A 19396-nucleotide genomic window follows, 5' to 3' on the forward strand; every position below is an offset into this window, starting at 1 on the left:
CAGGCGGATCGCACGGAGTATAACCAAGGCACGGGTTGCAGCGGCAGATATGCGGCAAAGCGCCACAGCTTCCAGCCTCGCTGCATGACCTTGTGGCGAGGGGATTTATCCCCGCTGGGGCGCGAAGCGCCCCCAAAAGATCGGCCATCACAGTGTCATGACACTATTGGGGCTGCTGCGCAGCCCAGCGGGGATAAATCCCCTCGCCACAAAAAGCCTCCCACCCGCAATCTGTATAGAAGTTGTAACTGTGCGAACCCACCCATAAAAGCTAGAGTCTTACCGTTCACGCAGGCCCGGACCTTACCCCTGCGCCTCATCCCAAGGAGCTTTCATGCACACGTTCAGTCGCCCCGCCGCCCTGCTCGCCCTCAGCCTCGGCACCCTCGCCAGCCTGCCGGCCCTGGCCGCCGATGAGCTGCATTACAACCAGATTTCCCTACGCGCCGAAGTCAACAAGGACGTGGCGCGCGACCTGATGATCGTCACCCTCTACACCGAGGAGCAGAACACCGACCCGGCCAAACTCGCCGCAGCCGTCAGCACCACACTGAACAAAGCCATCGGCCAGGCCAAACAGGTCAAGGACATCACCCTGCGCCAGGGCAGCCGCAGCAGCTACCCGATCTACGACAACAAAGGCGGGAAAATCACCGGCTGGCGTGAACGCGCCGAACTGCGCCTGGAAAGCGCCGACTTCGCCGCCCTGTCCAAACTCACCGGCGAATTGCTCACCGATATGAAAATGGGCGGCATGGACTTCGCCATCTCGACCGCCGTGCGCCAAAGCAGCGAAGACGCCCTGCTCAAAGACGCCGTCAACGCCTTCAAGGCCCGCGCCCAACTGGCCACCGACGCCCTGGGCGGCAAGGGCTACAAAATCGTCAACCTGAACTTCAACACCAACGGTTATCCACAGCCGTTCATGCGCCCGCAAATGATGATGAAAGCGGCGTCCATGGATGCTGAGTCGGTTACGCCGGAAGTGGAAGCGGGCACCAGCCAGGTCAGCATGACGGCGGATGGGGCGATTGAGGTACTGATGCAGTAAACCCGTTTCGTACTGGTTGAACGCTAACACCCAGCAACAAAATTCCCCGTGGCGAGGGAGCTTGCTCCCGCTGGGCTGCGCAGCAGACCCAAACCTGACACCTAGGTGTGTCAGTTGAATGGCGTCGCTGCTGTTGGGGCCGCTTCGCGGCCCAGCGGGAGCAAGCTCCCTCGCCACAAGTTTGTGCCCGACCTTAAATGGGTGGTCGGTAACACCTTCCCTCGCTACATTTCGGCCGGGCTGCCGGACGCTTCCAACTGATCCAACGCCTTGTCCACCAGCAACTGGCACAACTCCACCAACTGATGAATCCCCAACGCCACACTGCGCCGCGTGCCCTCTACCTCAAAGGCCAGATCCTCGGCCATGGCTTTTACCGAGGCCAGGGTTTCGGAGGTGCTGGTCAGTAGCGTGTCGGTGTCGGCTTTTGCCGTGACTGAAAACAGACTGTCGATGCGCTGATCGGTGCTTGGCTCTGGAGGCTTTGGGTTGAGGTAGTGATCGAGTGCCCGCTCGGCGGCGGCGCGGTCTTTGAGTAGGTCTTCGGTGGAATCGAAGCCGGAAAGGGGGTTGGTTTTGTTGAGGGGTGGATCGGGGACTGATTTATCCATATTCAATGCTCCTGCTTAAAAATTGGAGCCATCCCTGTGTCGTTTCCACGCGACAATAAGGTGGCAGCGGTACGCGGGGTGGAAATACCGGTTAGCAGGACCCGGCCAGACCGAAGTCTGCCCACGCACAGCCGCCAAGACGCAGTTTGCAGACGAAACGAGACGTCGGCAACACGATGTTCAGCCATGCCACTGCTAAAAGGTTCAGGTTTCCACACCCGGTCGCTGATTAGGCAGCGACGTTCAAAGGTTAGAGAGCCCACTTCCGAGCGACAACCCTAAAAAGCTGTGGGATGTTTCGTTTCGGGGCCGCTGATCCTTCCGACATAAATGAATGACTCATGCCACTTCCTGAGTCCCACGCCACGGGTTTTATGTTCGACGAAGCGTAGGCGTCTTGCTTCAACCTCCGCAGGGATCTTCCTCAGCGGATTCGCAAATAGTTTTGACATCATCAAAAACAGTACGAGAAAACTGTCCACGTTTTATGGAATGTGGACAGCGAAAATTAGGCCTCATTGGAAAGTCAAATATTTTCTTAGAAATGAAATCACCAGCCTTCATGCTTGGGCTTTCAAGCTACCTTCGCGAATAAACCCGTACACAACTGATTGAGTACATCCATGAGGGATAGGCCGGCTACTAGGCCGCCTTCGCGAGCAAGCCCGCTCCCACAGGAGAAACGCGATCTCACCAAGAATCAGGTCGGCTATCAGGCCGCCTCGCGGAGGACGTAGATTTTGGCGCCCCGTTAACCACGATGGCCGAACGCAGGCATTGTGGAGTGGGCATCCCGGCATGGATGCCGGGATAGCCGCGCTGGGCCATGGATGGCCCTTCGCGGCGGGCCCACGGAGCAATGCCGGAGTGAGGGCATGCCGAGCCTAGGCGAGGCACCGAGTGGTGGGGCAAAAGCGCTTTGGTTACTTTCGCGCTTTTCGAAAGTGACCCGCCGTAAGGGCGGAACCCTAAGTAGCCGTTACCGCAGCAATGGATATGTACCCGGTCAACAAAATCCTGGCCGGCTATCAGGCCGCCATCGCGAGCAGGCTCGCTCCCACAGTTTGATCGGAGTACTACCGGGAGAAACAGGTCGGCTACTAGGCCGCCTCGCGAGCAAGCTTTGCTCCCACAGATCTGATCGGCGTACAACCGGGAGAACCAGGCCGGCTATAAGGCCGCCTCGCGAGCAAGCTTTGCTCCCACAGATCTGATCGGAGTACTACCGGGAGAAACAGGTCGGCTACTAGGCCGCCTCGCGAGCAAGCTTTGCTCCCACAGATCTGATCGGCGTACAACCGGGAGAACCAGGCCGGCTATAAGGCCGCCTCGCGAGCAAGCTTTGCTCCCACAGATCTGATCGGCGTACAACCGGGAGAAACAGGTCGGCTGTAAGGCCGCCTCGCGAGCAAGCTTTGCTCCCACAGATCCGATCGGAGTACGCCCGGGAGAAACAGGCCGGCTATAAGGCCGCCTCGTCCAAAGCGCTATACCCAAACCCAACAGTCCCCCTCACTTTTCGATATTTCCAACACCCCCACCCACAACGCTACCCTCCTGAAAACCGTCACCACCCCAAGGGATTTCATGGACAGAACCACCTTCAAGCCCCTCCTGCTCACCCTAGCCCTGATCAGCAGCGCCCCAATAGCCCAAGCCGCCACCACCCTGGTCTACTGCTCCGAAGCCAGCCCCGCCGGATTCGACCCCAGCCAATACACCAGCGGCACCGACTTCGATGCCTCGGCCGAAACCGTCTTCAACCGCCTCACCCAATTCAAGCGCGGCGGCACCGAGGTCGAACCCGGGTTGGCCACGAGCTGGGACGTGTCACCCGACGGCCTGGCCTACACCTTCCACCTGCGTGAAGGCGTGAAATTCCACACCACCGACTACTTCACCCCCACCCGCGAGTTCAACGCCGACGACGTGCTGTTCACCTTCCAGCGCCTGCTCGACCCGCAACACCCATTCCGCCAGGCCTACCCCACCGAGTCGCCGTACTTCACCGACATGGGCCTGAACACCACGATCAAAAGCGTCGAGAAAGTCGACGAGCACACCGTGCGCTTCAACCTGAACAACGTCGACGCGGCTTTCGTGCAAAACCTGGCGATGAGTTTTGCATCCGTACAATCCGCCGAGTACGCAGCGCAGTTGCTGAAGGAAGGCAAGGCCAGCGACCTCAACCAGAAACCCGTCGGCACCGGTCCGTTCGTGTTCAAGCGCTACCAGAAGGACTCGCAGATCCGCTACGCCGCCAATCCGGCGTACTGGAAACCCGAGGACGTGAAGCTCGACAACCTGATTTTCTCCATCACCCCGGACGCCGCCGTGCGCCTGCAAAAACTCAAGCGTGGCGAATGCCAGGTCAGTGGTTACCCACGTCCGGCCGACATCGAAGTGATCGAGCAAGACCCGAACCTGCAAGTGCTCAAGCAGCCTGGCTTCAACCTGGGCTTCCTGGCCTACAACGTCACGCACCCGCCCCTGGACCAGCTCAAGGTCCGCCAGGCTTTGGACATGGCCATCGACAAGCCGGCGATCATCAAGGCCGTGTACCAGAGTGCCGGACAGTTGGCACAGAACGCCTTGCCGCCAGCACAGTGGTCGTTCGACCCGACCATCCAGGACGCGCCCCACGACATAACCAAGGCCAAGGCGCTACTCAAGGAAGCCGGGGTTGCACCGGGTACCACCATCGATTTATGGGCGATGACGGTGCAGCGTGCCTCCAACCCCAATGCGCGAATGTCTGCGCAGATGATCCAGCAGGATTGGGCCAAGATCGGGATCAAGGCCAACATCGTCAGCTACGAATGGGGCGAGTACATCAAGCGTGCAAAAAATGGCGAACACGATGCAATGATCTACGGCTGGACCGGCGACAACGGCGACCCCGACAACTGGCTGGGCGTGCTGTACAGCTGCGCGGCGGTCAAGGGCAGCAACTACGCCAAGTGGTGCGACCCGGCGTATGACCGCTTGATCCAGCAGGCCAAGGTCTCGACCGACCGCCAGCAACGTATCGATTTGTACCGACAAGCGCAGAAAATCCTCAAGCAACAGGTGCCGATCACCCCGATCGCCAACTCCACGGTATTCCAGCCAATAAACAGGCAAGTGGTGGATTTCAAACTCAGCCCATTCGGCCTCACACCCTTCTACGGCGTGGGTTTGAAGAAGTAACACCCGCCCATTTCCGGTGCATTGCGGCTGCGCAGCGCACCGGGAAAGGGCGCGTTTTTCCTCAAAAAAACACGCGCAAACGATCAAATGCGTCGGAAGTTACACAGATGCGACATTAAGGTACGTTCGTGCCACTGTTTCGGACTTGTGACCGCTCTGGATCTTGCATTGGGTATGGGGCCTGCATAAGTATCCGCAGGACGACTCACGAGGTCGCCCTCAAATCCAAAAATGACAACAAATCATGAGGCCAACATGCTTAAACAAGCGGTCATTCCGTTTTTAGTCGGCGCCAGCTTACTAGCCAGCGCACCTTTCGCCCAAGCCGCGACTAACCTGGTGTTCTGCTCCGAAGGGAGCCCGGCCGGTTTTGACCCTGGTCAGTACACCACCGGAACCGACTTCGACGCCTCTGCAGAGACCATGTTCAACCGCCTGACCCAGTTCGAACGCGGCGGCACCGCTGTGATTCCTGGCCTGGCGACCAAGTGGGATATTTCCCAAGACGGCCTGACCTACACCTTCCACCTGCGTGAAGGCGTCAAGTTCCACACCACCCCGTACTTCAAGCCGACCCGCGAATTCAACGCCGACGACGTGCTGTTCACCTTCAACCGCATGATCAACAAGGACGACCCGTTCCGTAAGGCGTACCCGACCGAATTCCCGTACTTCACCGACATGGGGATGGACACCAACATCACCAAGATCGACAAAGTCGACGACCACACCGTCAAGTTCACCCTCAAGGATGTCGACGCCGCGTTCATCCAGAACATGGCCATGAGCTTCGCCTCGATCCAGTCCGCCGAGTACGCTGCCCAGCTGCTCAAGGAAGGCAAGGCACCCGACATCAACCAGAAGCCGGTCGGCACCGGCCCGTTCGTGTTCAAGAGCTACCAGAAAGACTCCAACATCCGCTACACCGGGAACAAGGATTACTGGAAGCCTGAGGACGTGAAGATCGACAACCTGATCTTCGCCATCACCACCGACCCGTCGGTGCGCATGCAGAAACTCAAGAAAAACGAATGCCAGATCACCCTCTTCCCACGCCCGGCCGACCTCAAGGCCCTGAAGGAAGACAAGACGCTGAAGATGCCTGACCAGGCCGGTTTCAACCTGGGCTACATCGCCTATAACGTGATGGACAAGATCAAGGGCAGCAACGAGCCGAACGTGCTGGCTGACCTGAAAGTCCGCCAGGCGCTGGACATGGCGGTCAACAAGCCGCAGATCATCGATTCGGTCTACCAGGGTGCCGGCCAGTTGGCCGTCAACGCCATGCCACCGACCCAATGGTCCTACGACACCACCATCAAGGACGCCAAGTACGACCCTGAGAAAGCCAAGGCGCTGCTCAAGGAAGCCGGCGTCAAGGAAGGCACCAACATCACCCTGTGGGCGATGCCGGTCCAGCGTCCGTATAACCCGAACGCCAAGTTGATGGCCGAGATGCTGCAGTCGGACTGGAAGAAGATCGGCCTGAACGTCAACATCGTCAGCTATGAATGGGGTGAGTACATCAAGCGCTCCAAAGGCGGCGAGAACCAGGCGATGATCATCGGCTGGAGCGGTGACAACGGTGACCCGGACAACTGGCTCAACGTGCTGTTCGGCTGCGACTCGCTGGCCGGTAACAACTTCTCCAAATGGTGCGACAAGAAGTTCGATGGCCTGGTCAAGGAAGCCAAGCGCACCACCGACCAGTCCAAGCGCACCGAACTGTACAAACAGGCACAACACGTCCTCAAGGATGCCGTGCCGATGACACCTATCGCTCACTCGACGGTGTATCAACCCATGCGCGCCAACGTGCAGGATTTCAAGATCAGCCCATTCGGCTTGAACTCCTTCTACGGCGTCAGCGTCAGCAAATAAAGATAGGCAACGGCGGCGTCTTCAACGTCGCCGTTGCTTTATCGGCCGAGACCAAGACTCAGGAAATCGCCTACATCCAAAAACACTGCGTACCACAGCAGTTGGTTTAGGACGTATCGCCTTTTCCCACAAGTCTTTCAGGCATTACGCATTTACCGACCGGTCCACGACTCATACCGTCGAGGCCTGGACGGCTTGCCTGCCCTGCGGCATCGCTACGCAATGGAATGAGCTCAGTGCTCCGGACCTGTCCCCGGACAAATACCGGTTCACTGTTAAAACACCCCGAACGAGAGAGGGAGCCACATGCGCCATACCTTGGTTTTATCCGCATTGCTGGGCACCGGCCTGCTGGCCGCGACATCCGCAGCCCAGGCCGCTGACGGCAGCCTGGTGTTCTGTTCCGAAGGCAGCCCCGCCGGTTTCGACACCGCGCAATACACCACGGCCACCGACAACGATGCCGCCGAACCGCTGTACAACCGCCTGGCCGAGTTCGAAAAAGGCGCGACCAATGTCGTTCCGGGCCTGGCGACCAGCTGGGACATTTCCGAGGACGGCCTGAAATACACCTTTCACCTGCGTGAAGGCGTGAAGTTTCATACCACCGACTACTTCACCCCGACCCGGGACTTCAACGCCGACGACGTGCTGTTCACCTTCAACCGCATGCTCGATCCGCAGCATCCGTTCCGCAAGGCCTACCCCACCGAGTTCCCGTACTTCAACGGCATGAGCCTGAACAAGAACATCGCCAAGGTGGAAGCGACCGGGCCGTTGACGGTGGTCATGACCCTCAACAGCGTGGACGCCGCGTTCATCCAGAACATCGCCATGAGTTTCGCCGCGATCCTGTCGGCCGAATACGCCGACCAGTTGCTCAAGAACGGCAAGCCGAGCGACATCAACCAGAAACCGATCGGCACCGGGCCATTCGAGTTCAAGAGCTACCAGAAAGACTCCAACATCCGCTACGTCGCCAACAAGCAGTACTGGGCGCCGGAACGGGTCAAGCTGAACAACCTGATCTTCTCCATCAACACCGATGCCTCGGTACGGGTGCAGAAGCTCAAGGCCAACGAATGCCAGGTCACCCTGCATCCGCGCCCGGCCGACGTGCCGGCCTTGAAAAACGACCCCAAGCTGCAGTTGATCGAGAAGCCCGGCTTCAACCTTGGCTACATCGCCTATAACACCCGCCACAAGCCGTTCGACCAGGTCGAGGTGCGGCGGGCGCTGGACATGGCGGTGAACAAGCAGGGCATTCTCAATGCCGTGTACCAGGGCGCGGGGCAACTGGCGGTCAACGCCATGCCGCCGACCCAATGGTCCTACGACGATACGATCAAGGACACCGCCTACAACCCGGAAAAGGCCAAGGAATTGCTCAAGGCCGCCGGGGTCAAGGAAGGTACCGAAATCACCCTCTGGGCCATGCCCGTACAACGCCCGTACAACCCCAACGCCAAGCTGATGGCCGAGATGCTCCAGGCCGACTGGGCGAAGATCGGCCTGAAAGTGAAGATCGTCAGCTACGAATGGGGCGAGTACATCAAGCGCACCAAGAACGGCGAGCACGACATCAGCCTGATCGGCTGGACCGGCGACAATGGCGACCCGGACAACTGGCTGGGCACGCTGTACAGCTGCGACGCCATTGGTGGCAACAACTACTCCATGTGGTGTGACCAGGATTACGACAAGCTGATCAAGCAGGCCAAGGTCGTCACCGACCGCGACCAGCGCACCGTGCTCTACAAACAGGCCCAGCAGTTGCTCAAGCAGCAAGTGCCGATCACCCCTGTTGCCCACTCGACGGTCAACCAGCCGCTGAGTGCCAAAGTCGAAGGGTTCAAAGTCAGCCCCTTCGGTCGCAACGTGTTCTCGGGCGTCAGCCTGAACCCATAACCGTATAGCCACGCAGCGAGGGTTTCCTCTGGAAGCCCTCACGCAGACGTCTTGCCTGAATTCGCCGATCAGGCGCCATGCAAACGTTTGCCAGCTGTGAATGAGTTGTAAAAACCAATAGCCGTATCACCAAAAAAGACCGGCATTAAAAAAGAAAGAAAAGGAGCTTTACCCATGAAACTGAGCAGCACCGCGATACTGGCCCTGGCCATCAGCAGCATCACCGCGACAGCCTATGCAGAATCCCAGAGCCAGGCGGTCACTCCAGTGACCCTCAAGACCACCAGCGAGCAAAGCGAAGCCAAGGGCTTCATCGAAGGCCAGTCCATCAGTGGCACCACTCGCAACTGGTACGCCAACGAGCAATTCAAGCGCGGCGCGAAACTCACCTATCGCAAGAACGGCGAAGCACGCGAGACCGACCGGCGTATCAACTGGGTGCAAGGCACTATCATCAAGTACAACTCGGGCTTCACCGAAGGCACCGTAGGCTTCAGCACCGAATTGGCCGCCTACAACGCCATCGCCCTGGACCAGGACCGCAAGGACCTGGCGTCCAACAATGGCGGCGCACCGACCACCCGTCCTGGCGCCGGCAACAACCGTACCCTGACCCGCGAAGGCGGCGACGCCGTAGGCCAGTGGAGCAAACTGGGCCTGGCCAACATCAAGGCCCGCGTTTCCAACACCACCCTGACCGCTGGCCGCCAGAACTTCAGCAGCCCGATGGTCGACGTCATCGGCAACCGTGCCCTGCCCTCCAGCTTCCAGGGTGTTAGCCTGCACAGCGAAGAGTTCGAAAACCTGGGCTTTGACATCGCCACCTTCGACCGCAACTCGCCGCGTACCGAAGAGAGCCTGCGCAAGTTCCGTTCCGAATACGGCGACAGCAGCGTTGAAACCGATCACGTCAACACCGCCGGTATCACCTACCAGCCCCTGGCCAGCCTGAAGACCAGCCTCTGGGCGACCCAGGCCGAGGACATGTGGAACCAGTACTACTTCGGCGCCACCCATGAACTGGGCGACAGCTCGGTGCTGAGCCTGACCACCGGCCTGAACTACTACAAGACCGTGGACTCGGGCAAAAGCAAACTCGGCGAGATCGACAACGACACCTACTCCCTGTCGTTCGGCCTGACGCACCAAGCCCACAGCCTGACCTTCTCGTACCAGGAAGTGAACGGCAACGAGTACTTCGACTACCTGCACGAAACCAACGGCATCTACCTGGCCAACTCCCTGCTGTCGGACTTCAACGGCCCGAACGAGAAATCCTTCCAGATCGCCTACGGCCTGAACATGGCCGAATACGGCGTGCCTGGCCTGAAGTTCAACATTTACCAGGCGCGCGGCTGGGGCATCGACGGTACCCACTACAACAGCACTGGCTATAGCGACGTGCGGGCCATGGACGGTGAGCACCACTATGAATACGGCGTCGGCGCGTCCTATGCCGTACAGAGCGGTCCTCTGAAAGCCACCGCGATCCGTGCGACCTACACCGCACACCGCGCCAGCGAAAACCAGGCCGACGGCAGCCTCAACGAGTTCCGCCTGGTCACCACCATTCCGTTCAACATTCTCTAAACTCCCACCGGGCGGTCGACTCACAAGGTCAACCGCCCGGTCTTTTGCCATTTACCCGATTGCAGAGGATTGACGATGAACATGATCCCCCTACGCGCAGCCATCGCCGCTGCGTTGCTGAGTGTCGCCGTTGGCGCCGCGGCCAAACCCCTGGTGGTTTGTACAGAAGCCAGCCCGGAAGGCTTCGACATGGTCCAGTACACGACTGCAGTCACTGCCGACGCCGTGGCAGAAACCATTTTCAACCGCCTGGCCGACTTCAAGCCCGGCACCACCGAAGTGATTCCGGCCCTGGCCGAATCCTGGGACATCAGTGACGATGGCCTGACGTACACCTTCCACCTGCGCAAGGGCGTCAAGTTCCATACCACCGAATACTTCAAGCCGACCCGCGACATGAACGCCGACGACGTGGTCTGGAGCTTCCAGCGCCAGCTGGACCCGAATCACCCATGGCACAAGCTGTCGAGCGTGGGCTTCCCGTACTTTGAAAGCATGGGCTTCAAAGAGCTGCTCAAGAGCGTCGAGAAAGTCGACGAGCACACGGTCAAGTTCAGCCTGACCCGCCGCGAAGCGCCGTTCCTGGCCGACATCGCCATGGCCTTCTCCTCGATCTACCCGGCCGAATACGCCGACCAGTTGCTCAAGGCAGGCAAGGCCGGCGATCTCAACAGCAAGCCGGTCGGCACCGGGCCGTTCATCTTCCAGCGCTACAACAAGGACGCCCAGGTGCGCTTCAAGGCCAACCCGGACTACTTCCGTGGCAAGCCGCCGGCCGATGCCCTGGTGCTGGCCATCGCCACCGACAACAACGTGCGCATGCAAAAACTCAAGACCAACGAGTGCCAGATCGCGCTGTATCCAAAACCGGATGACATCCCCAGCATCAAGAAAGACCCGAACCTGAAGGTCGCTGAACTGGACGCGATGACCGTCTCCTACACCGCCCTGAACACCAGCCACAAATACATGAGCGACGTGCGGGTGCGCAAAGCCATCGACCTGGCCTTCGACAAGGAAGCCTACGTCAACGCGCTGTTCGGCAAGGGCAACGCCACCGTGGCGGTCAACCCGTATCCGCCAACCCTGCTGGGCTACAACCACGACCTGAAGAACCCGCCTCGCAACCTGGACAAGGCCCGTGAGTTGCTCAAGGAAGCCGGTGTGCCGGAAGGTACCGTATTCACCCTGTTCACCCGTAACGGTGGCGGCCCGACCAACCCCAACCCGATGCTCGGCGCGCAGATGATGCAGGCCGACCTGGCCAAGGTCGGAATCAAGGTCGACATCCGCGTGATGGAATGGGGCGAAATGCTCAAGCGCGCGAAAAACGGCGAGCACGACATGGTTTCCGCCGGATGGGCGGGCGACAACGGCGACCCGGATAACTTCCTGACGCCTATGCTCAGTTGCGAGGCGGCCAAGAACGGCGAAAACTACGCGCGCTGGTGCAATGAGAAATTCCAGGCGCTGATCGACCAGGCTCGCGCCACAGTGAACCCTGAGGAACGCATCAAGCTCTATGAACAGGCCCAGGTGCTTTTCAACCAGGACCTGCCATGGATCAGCATGGCCCACACCCGCATGTTCACCGCAATGCGCAACAACGTAGAGGGTTATGTGATTAGCCCGCTCACCACCAACAACTTCGCCACCACCCAGGTGAAGTAGATAAGAAAACGCCCGGCCGCTCTTGACCCAAGAGTTGCCGGGCACGCCTAACCGGCTGATGAGGTACACCTGAAGATGTTTAGTTTTATTGCCCGCCGACTGGGATTACTGATCCCCACGTTCTTCGGCATCACCTTGCTGACCTTCGCGTTGATTCGCATGATCCCCGGCGATCCCGTGGAAGTGATGATGGGCGAACGTCGGGTCGATCCCGAAATGCATGCACAGGCAATGGAACGCCTTGGCCTCAATAAACCGCTGTATGCCCAGTACCTGGACTACATCGGCAAACTGGCCCACGGCGACCTCGGCGAATCGCTGCGTACCCGTGAAAGCGTATGGACCGAGTTCAGCTCTCTGTTTCCCGCGACCCTGGAACTGTCCATGGCCGCCCTGTTGTTCGCCGGCATCCTGGGCCTTTTGGCCGGGGTGATCGCGGCACTCAAGCGAGGATCCCTGTTCGACCATGGGGTGATGGGCGTCTCCCTGGCGGGGTATTCGATGCCGATCTTCTGGTGGGGCCTGATCCTGATCATGTTCTTCTCGGTGTCCCTGGGCTGGACGCCGGTGTCGGGGCGGATCGACCTGCTCTACGACATCGAGCCGCGGACCGGCTTCATGCTGATCGACACGCTGCTGGCCGATGAGCCCGGCGCGTTCCTCGATGCGCTGCACCACCTGATCCTGCCGGCCATCGTGCTGGGCACCATTCCGCTGGCGGTAATCGCCCGCATGACCCGCTCCTCGATGCTCGAAGTGCTGCGCGAAGACTACATCCGTACCGCCCGAGCCAAGGGCCTGTCGCCTTCGCGCGTGGTATTCGTGCATGGCCTGCGCAACGCGCTGATCCCGGTGCTGACCGTGGTCGGCCTGCAAGTCGGCACGCTGCTGGCCGGTGCGGTCCTGACTGAAACGATCTTCTCCTGGCCGGGCATCGGCAAGTGGCTGATCGAAGCCATCGGCGCCCGGGACTACCCCGTGGTGCAGAACGGCATCCTGTTAATCGCCTGCCTGGTGATTCTGGTCAACTTCGTCGTGGACATCCTCTACGGCTTTGCCAACCCACGCATCCGTCACCAGCGCTGAGATCAAAACCATGAGTACTCCAACTACCGCGGTAGCAGTCGATCAAAGCCTGCTGTATCCGTCCCCGTACAAAGAATTCTGGCAGGCGTTTTCCCGTAACAAGGGCGCCGTGGCCGGGCTGCTGTTCATGATCCTGGTGGTGTTCTGTGCGATCTTCGCGCCGTGGGTCGCACCTCACGACCCGAGCGAGCAATACCGCGACTTCCTGCTGACGCCGCCGGCGTGGCTCGAGGGCGGGCAGATCCAGTTCCTGCTGGGCACCGACGAGCTGGGCCGCGATTTGCTCTCGCGCCTGATCCAGGGCTCGCGCCTGTCGCTGCTGATCGGCTTGTCGTCGGTGGTGATGTCGCTGATCCCGGGCATCCTGCTGGGGCTGTTCGCCGGGTTCTTCCCGCGCCTGCTCGGCCCGACCATCATGCGGTTGATGGACATCATGCTGGCCCTGCCCTCGCTGCTGCTGGCCGTGGCGATCGTCGCCATCCTCGGCCCAGGCCTGATCAACACCGTGATCGCCATCGCCATCGTCTCGCTGCCGTCCTATGTGCGCCTGACCCGCGCCGCCGTGATGGGCGAGCTGAACCGCGACTACGTGACCGCCGCCCGCCTCGCCGGTGCCGGCCTGCCACGCCTGATGTTCATCACCGTGCTGCCCAACTGCATGGCGCCGCTGATCGTGCAGGCGACCCTGAGCTTTTCCTCGGCGATCCTCGACGCCGCCGCCCTGGGCTTCCTCGGCCTCGGCGTACAACCGCCAACCCCGGAGTGGGGCACCATGCTGGCCTCGGCCCGCGACTACATCGAACGCGCCTGGTGGGTCGTGAGCCTGCCTGGCTTGACCATTTTGCTCAGCGTGCTGGCAATCAACCTGATGGGCGACGGTTTGCGCGATGCGCTGGACCCGAAACTCAAGAATGCCGCCTGAGGAGATTCCCATGTCACTGCTAGAAATCAAGAATCTCAACGTTCGCTTCGGCGACGCCACCGCCGTGCCGGTGGTCGACGGCCTGGACCTGACCGTGGAAAAGGGCGAAGTGCTGGCCATCGTCGGCGAATCGGGCTCGGGCAAATCCGTGACCATGATGGCGCTGATGGGCCTGATCGAGCACCCCGGCATCGTCACCGCCGATGCACTGAACTTCGACGGCAAGAACATGCTCAAGCTGAGCAGCCGCCAGCGCCGGCAGATCGTCGGCAAGGACCTGGCGATGGTCTTCCAGGACCCGATGACCGCGCTCAACCCCAGCTACACCGTGGGTTTCCAGATCGAAGAAGTGCTGCGCCTGCACCTGAAGATGTCCGGCAAGGCCGCCCGCAAGCGCGCCATCGAACTGCTGGAAAAAGTCGAGATCCCCGGCGCGGCCAGCCGCATGGACGCCTACCCGCACCAACTGTCCGGCGGTATGAGCCAGCGCGTGGCGATTGCCATGGCGATTGCCGGCGAGCCGAAACTGTTGATCGCCGACGAACCGACCACCGCCCTGGACGTGACCATCCAGGCGCAGATCATGGACCTGCTCCTGGCCCTGCAAAAAGAGCAGGACATGGGCCTGGTGCTGATCACCCACGACCTGGCCGTGGTGGCTGAAACCGCCCAGCGCGTGTGCGTGATGTACGCCGGCCAAGCGGTGGAAGTGGGCAAGGTGCCGGAGCTGTTCGACATCCCCGCCCACCCGTACAGCGAAGCGTTGCTGGCGGCGATTCCGGAGCACAGCATGGGCGCCGAGCGCCTGGCGACCTTGCCCGGCATCGTCCCCGGTCGCTACGACCGTCCGCAAGGCTGCCTGCTGTCACCGCGCTGCCCCTATGTGCAGGACAACTGCCGCCAGCAACGCCCGGCCCTTGATCCGAAATCCAACAGCCTCGCCCGCTGCTTCTACCCGTTGAACCAGGAGGTGGCGTGATGGCCGTCGTACTTACCGCCCGTGACCTGACCCGTCATTACGAAGTGTCCCGTGGCATGTTCAAGGGCCATGCGACCGTGCGCGCCCTCAACGGTGTGTCGTTCGAACTGGAAGCTGGCAAGACCCTGGCCGTGGTGGGTGAATCCGGCTGCGGCAAATCCACCCTCGCCCGGGCCCTGACGCTGATCGAAGAACCGTCCTCCGGCTCCTTGAAAATCGCCGGCCAGGAAGTGACCGGTGCCAACAAGGCCGAGCGCAAGCAATTGCGTAAAGACGTGCAGATGGTCTTCCAGAGCCCGTATGCGTCCCTCAACCCGCGGCAGAAAATCGGTGATCAGCTGGCCGAGCCGTTGCTGATCAACACCAGCCTGTCGGCCACCGAGCGGCGGGAAAAAGTCCAGGCGATGATGAAGCAGGTGGGCCTGCGCCCCGAGCATTACCAGCGCTACCCGCACATGTTCTCCGGCGGCCAGCGCCAGCGCATCGCCCTGGCCCGCGCCATGATGTTGCAACCCAAGGTGCTGGTGGCGGACGAACCGACGTCGGCGCTGGACGTGTCGATCCAGGCCCAGGTGCTGAACCTGTTCATGGACTTGCAGGAGGAATTCAACACCGCCTACGTGTTCATTTCCCACAACCTGGCGGTGGTGCAACACGTGGCCGACGACGTGATGGTGATGTACCTCGGTCGCCCGGTGGAAATGGGCCCCAACGAGTCGATCTACAGTCGCCCGCTGCACCCGTACACCCAGGCGCTGCTGTCGGCCACCCCGACCATCCACCCGGACCCGAACAAGCCGAAGATCAAGATCGTCGGCGAACTGCCCAACCCGCTCAACCCACCGTCCGGCTGCGCCTTCCACAAGCGCTGCCCGTACGCAACCGAGCGCTGCAAGACGGAAGAACCGGCCCTGCGCTTGCTCGATAACCGGCAGGTAGCGTGTCACTACGCCGAGCAGTTCCTCGAAGGCGCGGCGTAACAGCCAGCACTTGCGATAAACCGTGGCGAGGGGAGCTTGCTCCCGCTGGGCCGCGCAGCGGACCCTCTTTTTTGGGCCTGCTGCGCAGTCCAGCGGGAGCAAGCTCCCTCGCCACAAGGGTAAGTCTTCGCCTGGGGTCATGCGCCCGGCCTAAAAAACCCCTCCAGTCCCGACTGAGTATCAGTTGGGGCTGGAGGGGTGTTTTCTTTAGGTCAGAAATCTACGTCTGGCTATCGCCCTCTGCATCCTCATCGTCATCTGGCGTGTCGATTGGCGCACCATCATCGTCCTCGCCATCGTCCGAATCACCTGCGTCCGCATCGGTCGCGGCAAGCATCCACTCACCTTGCACCACCGAGCCACTCGACGCGTGCTGCTCGTGCTCATCGCATTCCGCCCACGCAGCCGTAGACCCCAGAGACAGCATCACCAGCACCTTCAGCAAAAACATCATGCGTAGAAGCTTGTTCATAGCCAATTCCTTCTTTTCCGGATAAAGCCGGGGCCTGACGGCGCTCAAGAAAATCTAGTTCTGAACAGGCCGGTTCACCAGATAGGACGCTTAAGAACAACCAGAAATGCCGCTGCCCGACAGATTGGTTTCGAATAAGGGTTATCTCCAAACCTACTAACGCTCGTATGGGGGCAGGTTTGCTCTCACAAGGAGATCTGTGCCGAACACAAGTATTTGCCCATGAAGATCCAGTGTGGGAGCGAGCCTGCTCGCGATGACGGCGGCACATCCGACATAGATGCTGACTGACCCACCGCTATCGCGAGCAAAGCTCGATCCCACAGTGAGTTATTTATGTTCAGGACATGGGACAAGCCATAAAAAACCCCCGCTGTTTTCACAACGGGGGTTTTGATTTGCAGCTCAGCGTTTAGTGATGCTCGCGGGTCGCGCGGAATTTCACATCCGGCCAGCGCTCTTCCATCAGCGCCAGGTTGACCCGCGTCGGGGCCAGGTAGGTCAGGTGACCGCCACCGTCGAGCGCGAGGTTTTCCACGGCCTTGTTGGAAAACTCCTCGAGTTTCTTCTTGTCGCCACATTCGACCCAACGGGCGGAATACACGGTGATCGGCTCGTAGGAGCACTCGACCTTGTATTCCTCCTTCAAGCGGCTGGCGACAACGTCGAACTGCAGCACACCGACGGCACCGAGGATGATGTCGTTGCTGCGCTCCGGGAAGAACACCTGGGTGGCGCCCTCTTCGGCCAGTTGCTGCAGGCCCTGGCGCAGTTGCTTGGACTTGAGCGGGTCCTTCAGGCGCACGCGGCGGAACAGTTCCGGGGCGAAGTGCGGGATGCCGGTGAAACCCAGGGCTTCGCCTTCGGTGAAGGTGTCGCCGATCTGGATAGTGCCGTGGTTATGCAAACCGATGATGTCGCCGGCGAAGGCCTCTTCCAGTTGCTCGCGTTCCGAGGAGAAGAAGGTCAGGGCGTCGCCGATGCGCACGTCCTTGCCGGTACGCACGTGGCGCATCTTCATGCCTTTTTCGTACTTGCCGGAGCAGATGCGCATGAAGGCGATGCGGTCGCGGTGCTTGGGGTCCATGTTCGCCTGGATCTTGAACACGAAGCCCGAGAACTTCTCCTCCACCGGTTCCACGGTGCGCTCGTTGGCGACGCGGGCCAGCGGGCGCGGGGCCCAATCGACCACGGCGTCGAGCACATGGTCGACACCGAAGTTGCCCAGGGCGGTACCGAAGAACACCGGGGTCAGTTGGCCGTCGAGGAATTCCTGCTGGTCGAATTCATGGCAGGCGCCCTGCACCAGTTCCAGTTGCTCGACAAAACGCTCGTACTCGTCGCCCAGGTGCGCGCGAGCCTCGTCGGAGTCGAGCTTCTCGATGATCTTGACTTCGGTGCGCTCATGGCCGTGACCGGCGGTGTAGACGATGATGTAGTCGTCGGCCAGGTGGTACACGCCCTTGAAGTCGCGGTAGCAACCGATCGGCCAGGTGATCGGCGCCGCCTTGATCTTCAGGACCGCTTCGATCTCGTCGAGCAGTTCGATCGGGTCGCGGATATCACGGTCGAGCTTGTTGATGAAGCTGACAATCGGCGTGTCCCGCAGGCGGCAGACGTCCATCAGCGCGATGGTCCGTGGCTCGACGCCTTTACCGCCGTCGAGGACCATCAGCGCCGAGTCCACTGCCGTCAGGGTGCGATAGGTGTCTTCGGAGAAGTCTTCGTGGCCCGGGGTGTCGAGCAGGTTGATCATGTGCTCGCGATACGGGAACTGCATGACCGACGTGGTAATGGAAATACCCCGTTGTTTTTCCATTTCCATCCAGTCGGAGGTGGCATGGCGGTCGGACTTGCGAGATTTCACCGTGCCGGCGACCGCAATCGCCTTGCCCATCAGCAAGAGCTTCTCGGTGATGGTGGTCTTACCGGCATCGGGGTGGGAAATAATGGCGAAAGTGCGGCGTTTCGCGACTTCGGCGGCCTGTTTGGTCATGGGAAATCGCCTGGCAGGTGATTCAAAAAAGGGCGGCGATTATAGCTCAACTTGCGCCAGGAACCGAACCGTTGAGCACATCCAGGGTGGCCAGATCTTCCCTGGCATGGGAACCTTTTGCCGCGTGGAGGCGTCCACCCCCCTGTTACGGCTATTCGTCAGGGTCTGAAAAATCAGCAAGTTAGCCTGACGAGGCTGCGCTCATGGCTCGATTTGGCGGCCGTTTACCGGCATCCAAAGAGCTGCTTCTCGCGAACGTTTTCCCGGCAACCAGTGATGGTTCGCCGCCCGGGAAAGCGTGCGCCGACTGAAAGACAAAGGAGTCCGCCTGTGGCTATCCGCTATGGCAAAGGGCTTATCGGGGGGGCGGTCGTCGTCGCGCTCCTGGCCCTGTTGGTCCACTGGATCGGCATCGATACGATCCAACGCTACCAAGACGATCTGCTGTTTTACCTGCAAGCGCACCTGATGCTTGTATTGGCCTCCATGCTGGCGGCCCTGATTGTCGGCATCCCCGCCGGCATCGCCTTAAGCCGCCCCAGCCTGGTCGGGCGCGCCGAACGCTTCATGCAAGTGTTCAACATCGGTAACACCGTACCGCCCCTGGCCGTACTGGCCATCGCCCTGGGCATCCTGGGCATCGGCAGCGGGCCCGCCATCTTCGCCCTGTTCCTCGCCTCGTTGCTGCCCATCGTGCGCAACACCTATGAAGGCCTGAAGAATGTCCAGGGCTCCCTCAAGGAAGCCGCCGTCGGCATCGGCATGACCCCGCGCCAAGTGCTGTGGAAAGTCGAGTTGCCCAATGCCGTGCCGATCATCATCGGCGGCGTGCGCGTGGCCCTGGCGATCAACGTCGGCACCGCGCCCCTGGCGTTCCTGATCGGCGCCAACAGCCTCGGCAGCCTGATCTTCCCCGGCATTGCCTTGAACAACCAGCCGCAGTTGCTGCTCGGCGCGGCCTGCACCGCCCTGCTGGCGTTGCTGCTCGACGGCCTGGTGACACTGGCCAGCCGTCTCTGGCTGGAACGCGGTCTGCGCCCGTCATAAGCCAGGCCGGATA

At 60.6% G+C, this 19396-nt stretch carries 14 protein-coding genes; 11 read left to right on the plus strand and 3 right to left on the minus strand.

Annotated elements, in window-relative coordinates:
* The first annotated feature begins 334 nt into the window (after positions 1-334).
* Positions 335-1051 carry an SIMPL domain-containing protein gene (locus GN234_RS13835; RefSeq protein ID WP_163855317.1) on the plus strand — a complete coding sequence of 239 codons (717 nt, stop codon included), beginning with the start codon at positions 335-337 and terminating at the stop codon, positions 1049-1051.
* Between the two features lie 224 nt (positions 1052-1275).
* Here GN234_RS13835 and GN234_RS13840 read toward each other — a convergent pair whose 3' ends face one another.
* Positions 1276-1662, minus strand: coding sequence for a DUF6124 family protein (locus GN234_RS13840; protein WP_176688621.1), 387 nt, complete (start codon positions 1660-1662; stop codon positions 1276-1278).
* A 1587-nt stretch (positions 1663-3249) separates the two neighbouring features.
* Between GN234_RS13840 and GN234_RS13845 the strand changes: the two genes are divergently transcribed.
* The 9 genes from GN234_RS13845 (at position 3250) to GN234_RS13885 (ending at position 15868) form a co-directional block, all read left to right on the plus strand.
* Positions 3250-4851, plus strand: coding sequence for an ABC transporter substrate-binding protein (locus GN234_RS13845; protein ID WP_163855321.1), 1602 nt, complete (start codon positions 3250-3252; stop codon positions 4849-4851).
* A 255-nt stretch (positions 4852-5106) separates the two neighbouring features.
* A complete protein-coding gene (locus tag GN234_RS13850) occupies positions 5107-6732 on the plus strand; it encodes an ABC transporter substrate-binding protein (RefSeq protein ID WP_109753521.1) in 1626 nt (541 codons plus the stop codon).
* Between the two features lie 306 nt (positions 6733-7038).
* Positions 7039-8640, plus strand: a complete 1602-nt coding sequence (locus tag GN234_RS13855) for an ABC transporter substrate-binding protein (protein WP_109753520.1) — start codon at positions 7039-7041, stop codon at positions 8638-8640.
* Between the two features lie 174 nt (positions 8641-8814).
* Entirely contained in the window at positions 8815-10230 is a 1416-nt protein-coding gene (locus GN234_RS13860; protein WP_176688622.1) for an OprD family porin, read from the plus strand.
* 75 nt (positions 10231-10305) lie between these two features.
* Positions 10306-11901, plus strand: a complete 1596-nt coding sequence (locus tag GN234_RS13865; protein ID WP_176688623.1) for an ABC transporter substrate-binding protein — start codon at positions 10306-10308, stop codon at positions 11899-11901.
* A 75-nt stretch (positions 11902-11976) separates the two neighbouring features.
* Positions 11977-12987 (plus strand): ABC transporter permease subunit, encoded by a 1011-nt coding sequence (locus GN234_RS13870; RefSeq protein ID WP_109753517.1) that lies wholly within the window; start codon positions 11977-11979, stop codon positions 12985-12987.
* Positions 12988-12997: 10 nt separating this feature from the next.
* Positions 12998-13909, plus strand: coding sequence for an ABC transporter permease subunit (locus GN234_RS13875; protein WP_109753516.1), 912 nt, complete (start codon positions 12998-13000; stop codon positions 13907-13909).
* A 10-nt stretch (positions 13910-13919) separates the two neighbouring features.
* Positions 13920-14888, plus strand: coding sequence for an ABC transporter ATP-binding protein (locus tag GN234_RS13880; protein WP_109753515.1), 969 nt, complete (start codon positions 13920-13922; stop codon positions 14886-14888).
* Positions 14888-15868: a peptide ABC transporter ATP-binding protein gene (locus GN234_RS13885; protein ID WP_109753514.1), complete on the plus strand. Its 981-nt coding sequence runs from the start codon at positions 14888-14890 to the stop codon at positions 15866-15868. Before GN234_RS13880 ends, GN234_RS13885 begins: the two co-directional genes overlap by 1 nt.
* 220 nt (positions 15869-16088) lie before the next feature.
* Here the strand turns inward: GN234_RS13885 and GN234_RS13890 are convergent, their stop codons facing one another.
* Both GN234_RS13890 and GN234_RS13895 read right to left on the minus strand, forming a co-directional pair.
* Positions 16089-16340, minus strand: a complete 252-nt coding sequence (locus GN234_RS13890) for a hypothetical protein (RefSeq protein ID WP_176688624.1) — start codon at positions 16338-16340, stop codon at positions 16089-16091.
* Positions 16341-16752: 412 nt separating this feature from the next.
* On the minus strand, positions 16753-18336 hold the full coding sequence (locus GN234_RS13895; RefSeq protein ID WP_116834164.1) for a peptide chain release factor 3: 1584 nt from the start codon (positions 18334-18336) through the stop codon (positions 16753-16755).
* Between the two features lie 330 nt (positions 18337-18666).
* On the opposite strand from GN234_RS13895, the gene GN234_RS13900 reads away from it, so the two are divergent.
* Entirely contained in the window at positions 18667-19383 is a 717-nt protein-coding gene (locus GN234_RS13900; protein ID WP_109753511.1) for an ABC transporter permease, read from the plus strand.
* Positions 19384-19396 lie beyond the last annotated feature (13 nt).

The sequence above is a fragment of the Pseudomonas bijieensis genome, assembly GCF_013347965.1.
Classification (GTDB): Bacteria; Pseudomonadota; Gammaproteobacteria; order Pseudomonadales; family Pseudomonadaceae; genus Aquipseudomonas; species Aquipseudomonas bijieensis.